The organism is uncultured Thiohalocapsa sp. (genome assembly GCF_913063425.1).
GTDB lineage: Bacteria > Pseudomonadota > Gammaproteobacteria > Chromatiales > Chromatiaceae > Thiohalocapsa.
Genome location: NZ_CAJXYK010000024.1, coordinates 72,195 through 86,149 on the forward strand (window position 1 = coordinate 72,195; position 13,955 = coordinate 86,149).

At 71.9% G+C, this 13,955-nt stretch carries 13 protein-coding genes; 9 read left to right on the top strand and 4 right to left on the bottom strand.

Going from position 1 to position 13,955, the window contains the following annotated elements; genetic code table 11:
• Positions 1-10 precede the first annotated feature (10 nt).
• The 3 genes from QZ607_RS14255 to QZ607_RS14265 all read right to left on the bottom strand — a co-directional run bounded on the left by QZ607_RS14255 (position 11) and on the right by QZ607_RS14265 (position 3,617).
• Positions 11-1,897 (bottom strand): V-type ATPase 116kDa subunit family protein, encoded by a 1,887-nt coding sequence (locus tag QZ607_RS14255; protein ID WP_295883874.1) that lies wholly within the window; start codon positions 1,895-1,897, stop codon positions 11-13.
• 212 nt (positions 1,898-2,109) lie between these two features.
• Positions 2,110-3,168: a V-type ATPase subunit gene (locus QZ607_RS14260; RefSeq protein ID WP_295883840.1), complete on the bottom strand. Its 1,059-nt coding sequence runs from the start codon at positions 3,166-3,168 to the stop codon at positions 2,110-2,112.
• 131 nt (positions 3,169-3,299) lie between these two features.
• A complete protein-coding gene (locus QZ607_RS14265) occupies positions 3,300-3,617 on the bottom strand; it encodes an ATPase (protein WP_295883844.1) in 318 nt (105 codons plus the stop codon).
• Positions 3,618-4,122: 505 nt separating this feature from the next.
• Here QZ607_RS14265 and QZ607_RS14270 point away from each other — a divergent pair.
• The 9 genes from QZ607_RS14270 to QZ607_RS14310 all read left to right on the top strand — a co-directional run bounded on the left by QZ607_RS14270 (position 4,123) and on the right by QZ607_RS14310 (position 11,909).
• Positions 4,123-4,926, top strand: a complete 804-nt coding sequence (locus QZ607_RS14270) for a S1C family serine protease (RefSeq protein ID WP_295883846.1) — start codon at positions 4,123-4,125, stop codon at positions 4,924-4,926.
• A gap of 96 nt (positions 4,927-5,022) precedes the next feature.
• Positions 5,023-5,391 (top strand): hypothetical protein, encoded by a 369-nt coding sequence (locus QZ607_RS14275; protein ID WP_295883849.1) that lies wholly within the window; start codon positions 5,023-5,025, stop codon positions 5,389-5,391.
• On the top strand, positions 5,388-6,173 hold the full coding sequence (locus QZ607_RS14280) for a hypothetical protein (RefSeq protein ID WP_295883852.1): 786 nt from the start codon (positions 5,388-5,390) through the stop codon (positions 6,171-6,173). Before QZ607_RS14275 ends, QZ607_RS14280 begins: the two co-directional genes overlap by 4 nt.
• The gene (locus QZ607_RS14285; protein WP_295883855.1) at positions 6,173-8,002 is read left to right on the top strand and encodes a V-type ATPase 116kDa subunit family protein; all 1,830 of its coding nucleotides are present in this window, start codon (positions 6,173-6,175) and stop codon (positions 8,000-8,002) included. Before QZ607_RS14280 ends, QZ607_RS14285 begins: the two co-directional genes overlap by 1 nt.
• The gene (locus QZ607_RS14290; RefSeq protein ID WP_295883856.1) at positions 7,999-8,355 is read left to right on the top strand and encodes an ATP synthase subunit C; all 357 of its coding nucleotides are present in this window, start codon (positions 7,999-8,001) and stop codon (positions 8,353-8,355) included. The genes QZ607_RS14285 and QZ607_RS14290 overlap by 4 nt, the downstream gene beginning before the upstream one ends.
• Positions 8,356-8,373: 18 nt before the next feature.
• The gene (locus QZ607_RS14295; protein ID WP_295883859.1) at positions 8,374-8,691 is read left to right on the top strand and encodes a Vacuolar H+transporting two-sector ATPase F subunit; all 318 of its coding nucleotides are present in this window, start codon (positions 8,374-8,376) and stop codon (positions 8,689-8,691) included.
• Positions 8,688-9,392 (top strand): hypothetical protein, encoded by a 705-nt coding sequence (locus QZ607_RS14300; protein WP_295883862.1) that lies wholly within the window; start codon positions 8,688-8,690, stop codon positions 9,390-9,392. Before QZ607_RS14295 ends, QZ607_RS14300 begins: the two co-directional genes overlap by 4 nt.
• Positions 9,389-11,194: a V-type ATP synthase subunit A gene (locus tag QZ607_RS14305; protein WP_295883865.1), complete on the top strand. Its 1,806-nt coding sequence runs from the start codon at positions 9,389-9,391 to the stop codon at positions 11,192-11,194. Before QZ607_RS14300 ends, QZ607_RS14305 begins: the two co-directional genes overlap by 4 nt.
• A 241-nt stretch (positions 11,195-11,435) precedes the next feature.
• A complete protein-coding gene (locus QZ607_RS14310) occupies positions 11,436-11,909 on the top strand; it encodes a DUF29 domain-containing protein (protein ID WP_295883868.1) in 474 nt (157 codons plus the stop codon).
• Positions 11,910-12,029: 120 nt separating this feature from the next.
• Here the strand turns inward: QZ607_RS14310 and QZ607_RS14315 are convergent.
• A partial coding sequence (locus QZ607_RS14315) for a tetratricopeptide repeat protein (protein ID WP_295883871.1) occupies positions 12,030-13,955 on the bottom strand: 1,926 nt, incomplete at its 5' end.

The following is a 13,955-nucleotide window of genomic DNA, read 5'->3' on the forward strand; positions in this document are numbered from 1 at the left end:
CGGGCTCCACTCAGCCCGCCCCGGAGGCGCCGCGGCGCAGCTTGAGCGGCGCGAACTCGTGCCCCTCGCCGGAGAAATAGCGGGAGAAGCCCTCGTAGTACTCCAGGCGCATCACCTGGATGGCGACGATGCCCCCCTCCAGCACCAGCACGAACAGGTTGCCGAGAATGACGGTCAGAACGTGGCCGGTCATGCCCATCATATCGGCGAGCGTCAGCACCGCCAGCGACAGCGCCGCATGGTTCAGGCTGAAGGCGGCGACGCGCAGGAAGGAGAGTGTGTTGGACACATAGCCGATGATGGTCTCCAGCGTTTCGATGAAGACCACCAGCACCTTCTCGCCGGCGGGCGCATCCAGATGCCGCCAGCCGTAGACGGCGAGTGCGCCGAGGCTGGTGAGCACCAGCAGGGTCGGCAGGCCGCCGAATTCGCCGCTGCCGGCGAGGCTCAGCCCGCCCCACACCAGCGACAGGTAGAACACCAGATTGACGATGCCGTGATGGCCGAACCAGGCGCCGGCGATGTTGCCCACCACCCAGCGGTTATAGATGGCGAGCAGGCAGGCCACCATGATGAACACCACACCGTAGCCGAGCGCGATCTGGAGCATCAGGATCGGCTGGTGGATGGGGCTGGTCCAGAGCGCCGGCAGCAGCTCCTCGTAGCCGAAGATACTGCCGTAGAGGAAGCCGAAGAACACGGACGACACGCCGGCCATGATGCCGAAGAGCCAAAAGCGCCCGAGCTTGTCGCGGAAGTACCAGCCCGCGCCGGCAATGACCGCCCCCTGGCCGACATCGCCGAACATGGAGCCGAACATGAGCAGGAAGGTGGCGGCGAAGAGCGGTGTGGGGTCCACCTCGCCGTACTGCGGGATGCCGTACTGCTTCACCAGCATGGCAAAGGGGGCGAGCCAGCGGTTCTTCACCGGCACCGTGGGCACCAGCGGGCGCTCGTCCGGGCGCGGGTCGCGGAAGCTGAGATCGAACGGCATCGCCAGGCTCACTTCCAGTCGCTCCGCCAGGCTCGGCAGCGCCCGCAGCGGCACCCAGCCCGCGAGCATCGCCAGCTGGCCCGCGCTGTGGATGGACGGGTCGAGGGTGACGAAGGGCTCTGCGAGCAGCAGGGTACGGCGGGCATCGAGCAGGGTCTCGCGGTGGGTCCGCTCCCACTGCGCGAGCTCCGTGCGCAATGTGTCGCGCTGGCCCGCCAGCTCCGCCCGGCGGGTGGCGAGCTCCTCGCGCTTGGCCGCCGGGTCCATGTCGGTGAAGTCGCTCGGAATGGGCAGTGCCTGGAAGCCGGCGGAGGCCAGCACCGAGCCGAGCTGCGCCTCGCGCTCGCCGCGCGGGCCGACGATGATGACGTGGGCGCTGTCGCCGCGCTCCAGGTAATTGAACAGGATGTGGTCCGCGAGCTGCACCGCGCCTTCGAGCCGGCTCACGTTCTCCCGCGGCACGATGCCCACATAGAAATCCAGGAAGCGGGTCTTGCTGCGCAGCTTGCCCAGGTCGATCTTGAGGTTGGCGAAGTTGTCCAGCGCCGCTTCCTGATCGCGGACGAAGCGCTCCTCCTCGTCCAGGCGGCGGAAGGCCTCCTCGAAGCGCGAGGCATCCTCCCAGCGCTCGCGCAGCAGGATGCTGACGGCGGCGAGCTCGTCCGGGTGCACCACGTGCACCTGGTCGATGGGCGGCGCTGCCGGCACGTCCACCAGCTTGGCGATCTTGTCGAGTCGCGTGGCCGCCTGCCGATAGCGCTCGCGATAGTCGCGCCCGGGGGCACCCGCCAGCGCCTGCACCTCCGGCGGGCGGTCGTCCGGGTGGAAGCTCTCCGTCTCGGCGAGGGTGAGTGACGCCTGCGGCAGGTCGTCCGCCATCACCAGCAGCCGGACGTGCTTCATGGGCAGTGGGCGCAGCACGGCTCAGTCCTCCGGCGCGGGCGCGGGCTGGGGGGCGGTTACATCACGGGCGGCGTCGGTCATCCTGCGGCTCGCAGCGGCGGCTGGGTGGTTGGTTGACACAGTGGTCGTGAAGCGCATGGGGTCAGGGCACCAGCGCCGGGCACTCGCATGCTGGGCACACGCATGCTGGGCACAAGCATGTTGGGCAATCATCAGGCGGCCGCCGGCATGCCGATGGGGCAGTTCGGCGCCGCCAGCTCCAGCGCAATGTCCACCACGTCCTGGGGCAGGCCCAACAGGCGACCCTGGATCAGCGCATAGAGCTGGTGCATGTCGTGCTCGCGCAGGATCAGATACGCCAGCGCCCGGGCGATGCCGGAGCGCCCGCTGCTGAGCGTGCGGCGGCATTCCTCCAGCAGCATGTCGCCGGCGCAGCGCTGCACGTCGATGAGGCTGGAGCAGCCCGCCAGGAGTGTATCCAGCGGCGCCGGCATGGCCTCCAGCACCTGCTCGAAGCCGTCAATGTTCGCGAGATGCAGAAGCCGGTCGCGATGCAGCAGCCGCTTGGAGGGCACCAGCTGGTAGAAGGCCTCGCTCGGCGAGAAGCCGAAGGAGAAGCGAAAGCGCAGCAGCCAGAGCAGGTTCATGCGGTCCAGCACGGCGCCCACCAGCTGGCGCACGGCGTCCGCCTCGGCCCCCTGGAACTGCATGGCCTGCCGCGCCAGCTCGGCGTAATGGCGCTGGTCCACCGCGGCCTCCAGCACGAAGGGGTCGCGGCGCTGCTCGTAGGACTCCCGCGCCTGACGGGCAATGAGCCGCAGCGGCCCGCGCTCCAGCACCCGCAGCAGCTCCAGCACGTTCTCCGCGCGGTAGAGCTCCTGGTGCGGGAGCCGCACCCGCTCGGGCAGCTCGTACAGGTTGGCGCGGATCTCCGCCTGGTCCAGCTCGTGGAGCTTGCCCCGGATCAGAGTCTTGAGGTTGAACAGCGCGTACTTGCGCGCCCAGGACAGGAGCAGGCCGCGGCCGGTGGCCGGCATGGGCCGCACCAGCACCGCGAGATCCGCCAGTAGGATGTGGAGCAGCGTCTGCTCCACGGCGCGTGCCTTGGTGCGGGGCGGGAGCTGGTCGTCCAGGAGCGGGCCGAGCGCGAACCGTTCCGCCAGCGCCGGCAGATCGAGCCGGCTCAGCAGCTTCAGATCCGCGGCCGCGAGCAGCTGCCCGGACATGGCGGTGACGCGGGTGTTGAGATAGGCCTGGTCGGTGGCGCTCATGGGGCGATGGCCGTTGCACTGCTGCGCTGCGGTGGGCACCCGGCTGCCGCCATGGGCGCATCAGCGACGGCCTGCACCGGTGCGGAGGCCGGGGCGGAGGCCGGTGCGGAGCTTGCGGCGCGCGGGCGCATTCAGCGGCTCGGGTCGATGAGCAGCTCGAAGGCGGTGTCCAGCGCCTCCTGCTCGCGCTCTTCGGCCATGTTGCGCAGCTGCACGTGGCGCTCGTCGTAGCGGCGCTTGAGCTCGGCGATGGTCTGCTCGGCGCGCTCCTCGGCCTTGGCGATGAAGCCCCGGTGCAGGTCCGGCACCCGGGCCGTGAAGCGCTGGTCCTCGGCGCGGGCGTCGGCCATGGCCGCCTGGATGATGTGCTCGCGCTCCTGCTCGGCCTCCTGCGCGATCTGCTCCGCGCGCATCTCGGCATCGAGCAGGCGTTTCAGGGTGTCATCCACGGGCGGCTCCGGGTGGCGGTGGCGGCGATCGAGAAGCGACGCGCGAAGAGTAGCGAAAGCGCGTGCCTGCTGGCCAGCGCCGTAATCCTCCCGCTTGCGGTGGATCAGTAGTCGCTGATGTGCTTATAGTGCGTCGCGTCCCGGTGGGGCGGCGGTGGTGTCGGCGCGCGGTCGGTGGCGGGAGAGTGCGCATCAGACCCCGCCACCGCCGGTCGGGCTCGGGCAGCAGGGGCTGCGGCTGATACTGAGCCGGGTGCGCCCCGACGGGTATCCCCCCTGTGGCCGTCGGCCTTGACGCCGGTCATGCGCCGGTGCCGGGCGGGGGCGCAGCATGGCAGCGGGAGCTGCCCCTGTGCCTGCTGCCTCGAGCCCGTGCCTGTGCGGAAGATCCCGATGTTCCCATGAGCATGTACTAATATTCCATGAGGGACGTGCTGATTTGATCGCCGGCGTCGTCGGCGGCGGTCCGTCACTTGAAGTCGTTCCGCGCACCCAAGGAGCTCAGATGCCAAGCGTCGCCCCGTTCTCCAGCCGCCGTGCCTTTGCTGCCATGCCGCTTGCAGCCCTGCTGTTGTGTCCGCTGCTGCTGATCGCCGGCAACGCCGCCGCGGACCTGCCGACGACGGCGTCCCGGATGAAGCGCAGCGTCGTCGCCGTCGGCACCTACATGGCGGTGCGGGCGACGCAGAAGCAGCCGCGGGGGACAGGCTTCGTGGTGGCGCCCAACCATGTGGTCACCAACGCCCATGTGGTGCCGCGCAAGCTCGACGAGGGGCGGCGGGAGACGGTGGCCGTGTATCGCCCGAGCGCCGAGGGCCGCACCGAGATGCGCCCGGCCAAGCTGGTGGCTGCCGACCGCGAGCACGATCTGGCGCTGCTGCGCTTCGAGGGTGGCGCCCTGCCGGCGGTGAGCCTGGGGCGCACCGCGGACATCCGCGAAGGGCAGTGGGCGGCCTTCACCGGGTATCCGCTGGTGGGGGCGCTCGGGCTCTATTCGGCCACGCACCGGGCGGTGGTGGCGGCGCTCGCGCCCATCGCAGCACCGGTGGGCTCCGGGCGGGAGCTGACGCCGGAGATGATCAAGCGCCTGTCGGCGCCGTTCAAGATCCTGCAGCTGGACGCCACCGCCTACCCCGGCAACAGCGGCAGCCCGGTCTATGACGTGGACACGGGACGGGTGATCGGCGTCATCAACAGTGTGTACGTGAAGCGCACCCGGGAGTCCGCCATCAAGGACCCGAGCGGCATCAGCTATGCCATTCCGGTGGACTTCGTGCGCGAGCTGATGAGCAAGGCCGGCCTGCGCTGACACGGGGCGCGCAGAGCCGGAGATACCCCGCGCACGGCGCCATGGGGCAGCGCCGGCGCGGGTGGGGATGCACAGGCAGAGGGGAGCACAGCGGTCATGACCGATGAGCGTGCCGACGGCCGCGCCGTGGATGCGGCCTTCAATCGGGTGCTGCGGGCCGAGGCCGAGGCCCGGGCGGCCCTAGCGGATTGCCGGGCCCAGGCGGATGCGCGCGTCACCGCCGCCGAGCAGGCAGCCCGCGCCATCGCCGGTCGTGCCGAGCGGCGCATCCGCGCCGCCCACCGCATTGCCGACCGCGGCATCGAGCGTGCCCTGGCGGACCTCGCCGCCGACGGCAACGGCGGGGAGGCGCCGGCCGCACCGGATGCCGCCGTCGTGGAGGCGCTCGCCGCCGCGCTCGCGGCCGAGCTCACCGCCGAGCTCACCCCCGACCTCACCCCCGAGCTTACTGGGGGCCGGTCGTGAGCGCCGCCCGCCGCGACTTCGCCCACGCCCAGGCGCGCGTGCAGGCCCGCTACGGACGGCTGCCCGCCGAGGCGGACTGGCGGCGCATCAGCGGTATCCGCGGGCTCGGTGCCTGGCTGGAGGATGCCCGCAACGGACCGCACCGGGACTGGATCAAGGGCTTCTCTGCCGCCAGCACCGCCGCGGACATCGAGGCCGGCGTCCGCGGACGCCTGCTCGACGAGATCGACGCCGTCGCGGCCTATGTGCCCGCGGCCTGGCAGGACGCCGTGCACTGGACCCGCTGGCTGCCGCTCGCAGGCGTGCTGGAGCGCGTGCGCGCCGGCGGCCGCCTGCCGGACTGGGCGCGCGGGCTGCCGCAGGTGGCCGCCCTCGTGGATGAGCAGGGCGACTGGGTGCAGGCGCAGATGGAGCGTGCCGGCATCGGCTCGCTGCTGGACCCGGCGGCCGGTCCGCTGCTCGGTGCCTGGACGGACGGCTGGCGGCAGCGCTGGCCGAGCCCGGGGGACGCGGTGCAGGCGGACCTGGACGGCCTCGCCGCACTGCTGCGCGAGCACCTGACGGTCTTTCGCCGCAGCGACCCGCAGCGGGCCTGGACCCGCCGCCAGGCGCTGCGCGAGCGGCTGCGCTTCCGCTTCCATGGCCTCGGTCTGTCGCCGGCGGCGCCCTTCACCTATCTAGCCCTGCTGGCCCTGGATCTGGAGCGCCTGCGCCGGGCCCTGCTGGACCGCGCCCTGTTCCCGGAGCTGCCGGCGGGCGGCACCCGGGAGGAGGCAGCCTGATGCTGCGGCCGCTGGCCACCCGCTGGTTCGAGGTGCTGTGCCCGCGCAGCGAAGCGGTGCGCACCCTGGCGGAGCTTGCGCGCACCGGCGCCGTGGAGCTGGAGCTGCGCGAGCCGCAGGCCGCCGAGCAGCCGCTCACGGACATCGCGGCGGGCCTGGCTGAGTATCAGCGCCTGGCGCAGCGCTACCAGCGCTATTGGCAGCGCGGGCGGCTGCGCCGCGGGCCACTCACGGCGGGTCCGGTCCAGGTCATGCAGCGGGCGCTTGCGCGCATCGCCGCCTGGCGGCAGGAGGCGGACCCCCTCATCGACCAGCTGCAGGCCTGCGAAGAGGAGCAGACCGGGCTCAGGTGGCTGGAGCAGATCATCGGCAAGGTACGCGGCAGCACCCTGGACTTCGCCCTGGTGACCAGCTCCGGACCGACCTTGGGCACCTTCTGCGCCATCCTGCCCGCGGGCACCGCGCTCGCCCTACCCGAGCCGATGATCGCCCGCAGCGTGCCCTGGGCGGACGAGGACTGCTGGATGATCCTCGCGCCGGCCGACCGCCTCGAGTCCGCCAAGGCGCAGGTGAAGGCCCAGCAGGGGCGCATCGTGGTACGCCCGCCCTGGCTGAAGGGCGATGCGGTGACGGCGCTCGCCCGCATCCGTGCCCGGCGCAGTTTCCTCTCCCGGCGGGCGGTGCACCTCACCGCGGAGATCGACAGCCTGTTCGATGAGGTCGGCCTCGACGACAGCCTGGGCGAGGCCGTATGGCTCGACTGGTTCAGCCGCCGTGTGGGTGCCCTGGAGCGCGAGGGCGAGCACCTGGCCTGGATCACCGGCTGGACCGACGATCTGGACGGGGCGCGCCTCAGCGACGCCCTGGAGCGCGCCGGCACCCGGGCGCTGCTGCGCTTCGCACCGCCGCCGGCGGGCGCCCGGCCGCCGCAGGTGCTGCACAACCCGGCCTGGCTCAAGCCCTTCGAGCTGTTTGCCCGGGCGCTCGGCGTGCCCGGCGGGGACGAGGCGGACCCGACGCCGCTCCTGGCCCTGGTGGTGCCGCTGCTGTTCGGCTACATGTTCGGCGACGTGGGCCAGGGGCTGGTGCTGATGGCGGCGGGGCTCTGGCTCATGCGCCGCTTCGACGCCGCCCGGCTCATGGTGCTGTGCGGCGCCTCGGCGACGCTGTTCGGTTTCCTGTTCGGCAGCCTGTTCGGCGTCGAGCACATCATTCCGGCGCTCTGGCTGCATCCGCTGGCGCAGCCCCTCATCGTGCTCGCGGTGCCGTTGGTGTTTGCGGTGCTGCTGCTCTCGGTCGGGCAGCTGCTGGCCGGCTTCGGGGCGCTGGCGGCGGGGCGCGCCCGCCACTGGCTCGCCGTCGATGCCGGCATGCTGGTGCTGTACCTGGGGCTGGTGGGCATGCTTGCGGCGCCCGGTCTGGGGCTGGGCTGGGTCGCGCTGCTCGGGCTCGCCTGGTACCTCGCCGGGTCCTATTGGATCGCGCACCGGCTGCTGGGGGCGCTGGCGGCGCTGGGCCATCTTGCCGAGAGCTGGCTGCAGCTGCTCACCAACACCCTGTCCTTTGCGCGCGTCGGCGCCTTTGCGCTGGCCCATGCGGCGCTGTCCGCGGCCATTGTCACCATGGCCGACACCGCCCCCGGCTGGGCCGCGCTGCTGATCCTGATCCTCGGCAACCTGGTGATCATTCTGCTGGAGGGGCTGGTGGTGTCCATCCAGACCACGCGGCTCGTGCTGTTCGAGTTCTTCAACCGTTTCCTCAAGGGCACCGGGCGGGTGTTCGCCCCGCTGCCGGCGCCCCCCGCCGTCGTCACAGGAGGTCCGTCATGAGCAAATCCGTACTCGTCGCCGGCTCGCTGTTCGTTTCCGCCGTGCTCGTGGCGGTGCTGGCGAGCGTGCTGCTGTGGCAGCCGCAGGCCTTTGCGCAAACGGAGGTGGTGGAGGTCACCGAGCGCCTCATCGACCCGAGCGTGCAGCGCTGGGGCTTCGTGGCCGCGGCGCTCGCCACCGCCATCGGCGCCCTGGGTGCTGCTTATGCCGTGGCCACCGTGGGCGCGGCGTCCGTCGGCGCGCTGGCCGAAAAGCCGGAGCTGTTCGGCCGGGTGATCATCCTGGTGGGCCTCGCCGAGGGGATCGCGATCTATGGGCTCATCGTCTCGGTGCTGATCCTGAACAAGATCTGACCGGCGCGCCGTCCCGCCATGGCCGAGCCCAGCGCAAGCCGCTGCATCTTCGTCGGCGACGCCGTGAGCGCCGCCGGCTGGCGCCTCGCCGGCGCCGACTGCCGCACGCCGGCGCCGGCCGAGCTGCCGGCGCTGCTGCGGGCACTGCGGCGGGAGCGCGACGTGGGGCTGATCGTCCTCACGGCGGCCGCTGCGGCGGGGCTGCCGCCGGCGCTGCGGGCCGAGGCGCTGGCGAGCCAGCGTCCGCCCTGTGTGGTGGTGGCGGACGCCCGCGGCCTGAGCGAGCCCGCGGATCTCACCGCCGTCCTGAAACGCCAGCTGGGGTTGGCCGAATGAACATCGAAGAACGCGAGCGGGCGCTGCTGAAACTGGTCCAGGACGAGCGCGACAGGGCCTGTCGGCAGCTCCTGGCGGAGGCCGACGCGCGCGCCCGGGCGCTGATCCAGGATGCCTATCGGCGTGAGCGTGCAGCGCTGCACCAGCGCATCGTCGCCGAGCGCAGCCGGGCCGAGGGCATCCTGCGCGCCGCCGCTGCGGAGCAGGCCACCGCGCGCCGGCGTCGCGGCGAGCAGGCGGACGCGCGGCTGCTCGCCGCCGCCTGGCCGCGGCTGCAAGCCCAGCTCGCCGAGCGCTGGGCGCAGCCCGAGCAGCGCCGGCGCTGGGTGGAGACCACCCTGGAGCAGGCCCTGGCCCGACTGCCGCGCCGGGGCTGGACCATTCGCCACGCCGGCGGCTGGCCGCAGGCGGAGCGCGACGCGGCCCTGGCACGGCTCGCCCGGGCCGGCATCGAGCCGCCGGCGCTGCGGGCGGACGGCGACCTGGCCGCCGGGCTCATCGTCGCCGCCGGCGGTGCCGTGCTGGACATGAGCCTCGAGGGACTGCTCAGGGACCGTGCCCGCATCGAAGCGCGGCTGCTGGCCATGGCCAAGGGCCGTGACGGATACCGGGCGCAGGGCCGGGCGGCGGCAGGGCCGACCGGCGCAGCGGATGCGACCGCCGGCATCAACCAACCAGACTCGCAGGAGGTCCCGGCATGAGTGCGCGCGCCACCACCACCTGGATCAGCGGCCCGGTGCTGCGGGCGGCGTCCACCGGCGCCTTCCTGCTGCGCGAGGCCGTGGTCGTCGGTGCGGACCGCCTGCTCGGCGAGGTCATCCGCGTCGCCCGGGACGAGATCACCGTGCAGGTGTACGAGGACACCTCCGGGCTGCGGCCCGGCGACCCGGTGGAGGGCAGCGGGCGGCTGCTGTCGATCCGGCTCGGGCCCGGCATTCTCGGCAACATCTTCGACGGCCTGCTGCGGCCCATCGGCGTGGACGGCTCCGCTGGCGAAGACGCCTCCGAGGCAGCCTGGGTGCGACCCGGCATGCGCGAGGCCGCCGCCGGGCGCTTCCGCTTCACGCCCACCTTGGCCGTGGGCGACCGGGTCACGCCCGGTGCGGTCATCGGCGAGGTCGGCGCGGCCGGCGCCGAGCCCGCGGAGCAGGGCCTGCGCCAGCGCTGCCTGGTGCCGCCGGATGCCGCCGCCGGCGAGATCGTCGAGCTGGCCGATGCCGGCGACGTTGCCGAGGACGCCGCCGTCTGCACCCTGCGCACGGACGACGGCGGCGAGTACGACGTGGCCCTGTCCCATCGCTGGCCCGTGCGCCTGCCGCGGCCCGTGGCCAAGCGCCTGCCGGCGGACGAGCCCATGCTCACGGGCCAGCGCATCCTGGATTGTCTCTTTCCCATTGCCCGCGGCGGCACCGCGTCCATCCCCGGCGGCTTCGGCACCGGCAAGACGGTGCTGCTGGAGACCATCGCCAAATGGTGCGACGCCGACGTCATCGTCTATGTCGGCTGCGGCGAGCGCGGCAACGAGCTCGCCGGGCTGCTGGCGGAGTTCCTGGAGCTTCAGGACCCGCGCACCGGCCGCCCGCTGCTGGAGCGCACCGTGGTCATCGCCAACACCTCCAACATGCCCGTCGCGGCACGCGAGGCCAGCATCTACACCGGCATCACCGTGGCCGAGTACTTCCGCGACCAGGGCCTCGACGTGGCGCTGATGGCGGACTCCACCAGCCGCTGGGCGGAGGCCCTGCGGGAGGTGTCCGGGCGGCTCGGGGAGCTGCCGGGGGAGGGCGGCTATCCGGCCTACTTGTCGTCCAGACTCGCGGACTTCTACGAGCGCGCAGCGCGGGTGGAGACGCTCGCCGGCGCCCGGGGCTCGGTCAGCGTCATGGGCGCCGTGAGCCCGCCGTCGGGGGATTTCTCGGAGCCTGTGACCAACCACACCCGCCGCTACGTCGGCTGCCTGTGGGCGCTGGACGTGCGCCGGGCCCAGGCCAGGTTCTATCCGGCCATCCATCCGCTGACCTCCTACAGCGACAGCGCCCAGGGCCTGGCGCGCTGGTGGCACAGCGCGGGCTGCACCCGCTGGGAGATCCTGCGCCGGCGCTTCCTGACCCTATTGGAGGACGAAGCCCGCCTGGAGCGCATGGCCCGCATCATCGGCCGCGACGCCATGCCGCCGCGCCAGCGCCTGACCCTGCTCTGCGCCCAGCTCATCAACCAGGCCTTCCTGCGCCAATCCGCGTTCTCCGAGATCGACCGCTACGCCACCCCCCAGCGTCAGGCGGTGATGATGCGCCTCATCGGCAGCTTCATCGACGCCGGCGACAAGCTGCTCGCCGACGGCGTGCCGCCGGAGCGCATCAATACGGCGCCGATCTTCCGCGCGCTGATGCGCATGGGCGAGGAGATACCCGAAGGCGACTGGGAGCGCTTCTCGGAGCTCGACAGAGAGCTGACTGCGACGGCGCGGCGGCTGCGGGAAGCAGCGGCGGAAGTCGACGTATGAAGGGTGACGTTTGAAGTTGGACGGCTTGCTGGGTTGGGAAATGCGCCTACAGATGCCCACAGCCCGCGTGGCGCCGCCAAGGGGTGGGGTTTACACTCGGGACCATGTCAGAGGAGCGGTGAGTCGGGAGATCCGCGCCGGCAGGTCGCGCTTGGCTGCCCTCCGATGAGCCCTTCTTCGATACGCATGCCTGGGCTTTTGGCAATGATGCCCGCGGGGGCTCTTTCCGCGGAGGCAACAGATGGCGAGCACGAACAAGCTTTACGAGCAGGACTACAGCGCTTGGGCAAGGCGGCAGATCGAGCTGCTGAGCAAGGGACGGTTCGCCGACCTCGATATCGACCACTTGGTGGAGGAGCTCGAAGACATGGGCCGCAGCGAGCGGAACGAGCTCGAAAGCCGCCTGACGATCCTGCTCGCGCATCTGCTCAAGTGGCAGTTTCAATACGCGGCGCTCTCGGAGCGTTGGAAGGAATTCAAAGGCGACAGGTCGCGCTCGACCATCATCGAGCAGCGTGATCGGATTGCCAAGCGACTGCAGAAGTCCCCCGGTCTTCGCCCCGAGCTGCCTGCGCTGGCCGCGGAGGCTTACGCGGATGCCATCGGACTCGCCAGCAAGGAGACTGGCCTCCACCCCGAGGTTTTCCCCCCGGACTGCCCGTACGCAATGGCGCAGATTCTAGACGACGCGTTCTTTCCAGAATCCAGCGCGTAATCGGGGCTGCGGGGCACAAGCTGCTCGCCGACGGCGTGCCGCCGGAGCGCATCAACGCGGCACCCGCTCGCGGATGCGCATGGGCGATCGGCCGGCAGGCGCGACTGAAGCGCCCGTGCATCAGCCGGCGGGGTCCGCTGCTGAGCCGCGGCTCGCCCCCAGGGATTGCCGTTCGCGGTAGAGTCCGGTATCCACTGCGTCGGCCATCGCTTCGCTGTCCAGGTCGCGGCCGAGGAACGCCGCGATACGGGCGCCGGCGCGCCGCGGCTCGGCAATGACCTCGGCATGGTCGACCCGGAGCGTGCGGATCTGGGGCTGCGCGGCCAGCCAGGCGCGGACCCGGGTCAGCTGGCGCGTATAGGTGCTGCCCAGGTCCACGGCCGCTGTGGCCGTCTGTCCATTGTCTTTGCGCGCCAGCATTCGGCGCTGCGAAGTCAGCACCTCTTCGAGGTCCCGCTCCATCAGGATCACGCGGTAGCTGTGCCCCGCCGGCAGGAACGGCAGCAGCTGGGCGACGATCTTCACCCCCTTGTTGCGGGCGTCGGCGAGCCAGGCAGCGTCGGTGCGCAGTCGGGTGGCCGCCTCCAGCTCATAGTAGCCGCGCGGGTTGCTCGTGTCGGCCTCGCGGCGGCCGTCGGTCAGGATCGGCAGGCCGCCGGCGGCGAGCATCTGCATCATCATCGAGGTGCCGGAGCGCGGCAGGCCGGAGACCACGACGATGCAGTCCTGGTCATCGAAGCTGCCGGCATCGTCAGTGCCTTGTTCATCGTGGACGGCGACCGCCGCGGCGGCCGGGCCGTGGCTGGATGTCGGATCGGCGCCCTGCGATTCGGCGGTCGCCGGCGGCGCCGTGCCGCGCCGCCGGCGACGCGCCATTGCCAGCTGCGCCTGCTGGTCCGCGGCCTTTTGCGGATCGGACAACAGGCGCCGGTAGAGCCAGAGCAGGAGCCGGTGGGCGCGGATAAAGCCCGGCGCCTGGGTCACCGCGGTGCGCCAGGCCTCCTCGGCGCGGCGCGGCTCGCCCAGGCGCACCAGCGCGAGCCCAAGCACATAGTGCGCCATGGGGTAGTGGAAGCGCAGCCAAATGGTCTCCAGGGCCAGCTCCACCGCGCGCTCGGTCCGACCCTGATGCAGCAGCGCGATCGCCAGCCCGAGGTGGGCCTGGGGGCTCAGCTCGTCGATGTCGAGCGCCGCATCGAAGGCCTGCTCGGCGGCGCGCCACTCGCGCAACGCAAGGTGGGTCTCCCCGATCAGGGTCTGCAGCATGGGCCGGCGCGGTGCGCGCTGCCGGGCGCGCGCCAGCGCTTCCAACGCCTCGCGGTGCAGGCCCTTGGCGCCGAGCGCCCAGCCGCGCAGATAGTCGAGCTCGCCGAGGTTGAGCCGCGCCAGCGTGCGCCAGTCCTCGAGCTGCCGCTTGTCATCGTCGGACAGGCGCTCGGGGTCCAGCGGCGTCTGCGTGTCGTCGTCGGCGATGCCCTGGTCACGGCGCAGTCGGGCGATCTGCTCGCGGGCGTCGTCGGCGGCGGCGCGCCGGTGCGCGGCGATGCGCTCGACCAGATCCAGCAGCGCGTCGGCCTCCCCGAGGCTGCGGTGGCACAGGCCGAGCTGGATGCCGTAGCGGTACTGATCCGGCGCATCCCGATACAGCGCCTCCAGCAGCGACAGCGCCTTGCGATGCAGCCCGCCGTCGATGTACGAGCGCGCCAGGTTGTAGCGCAGCTCACGCTCGGTGCGCTGCACCGCCGCCGCCGCGTCGTCGCCGGGCGGCTCGATGTAGCCGAGGGCGACCAGCTGGTCCAGGGCGGCCTTGGCGGCGATGGGGTCGAACTGCTCGGTCTCGCGCAGGCGCCCGTCGTTGCCGCTCACCTCGTCCCAGCTCGGGATGCGCTCCAGCGGTGTCGGATCCGTGAGTGCCTGCACCAGGGGCTTGCCGTCCATGTCCGCGCCGCAGGGCAGCCCCAACAGGCTGAGGATGGTCGGCGTCACGTCCAGCAGGCTGGCGCCGTAGATGAGCTGATCCTGCGCGACACCTGGGCCGGCCATGGC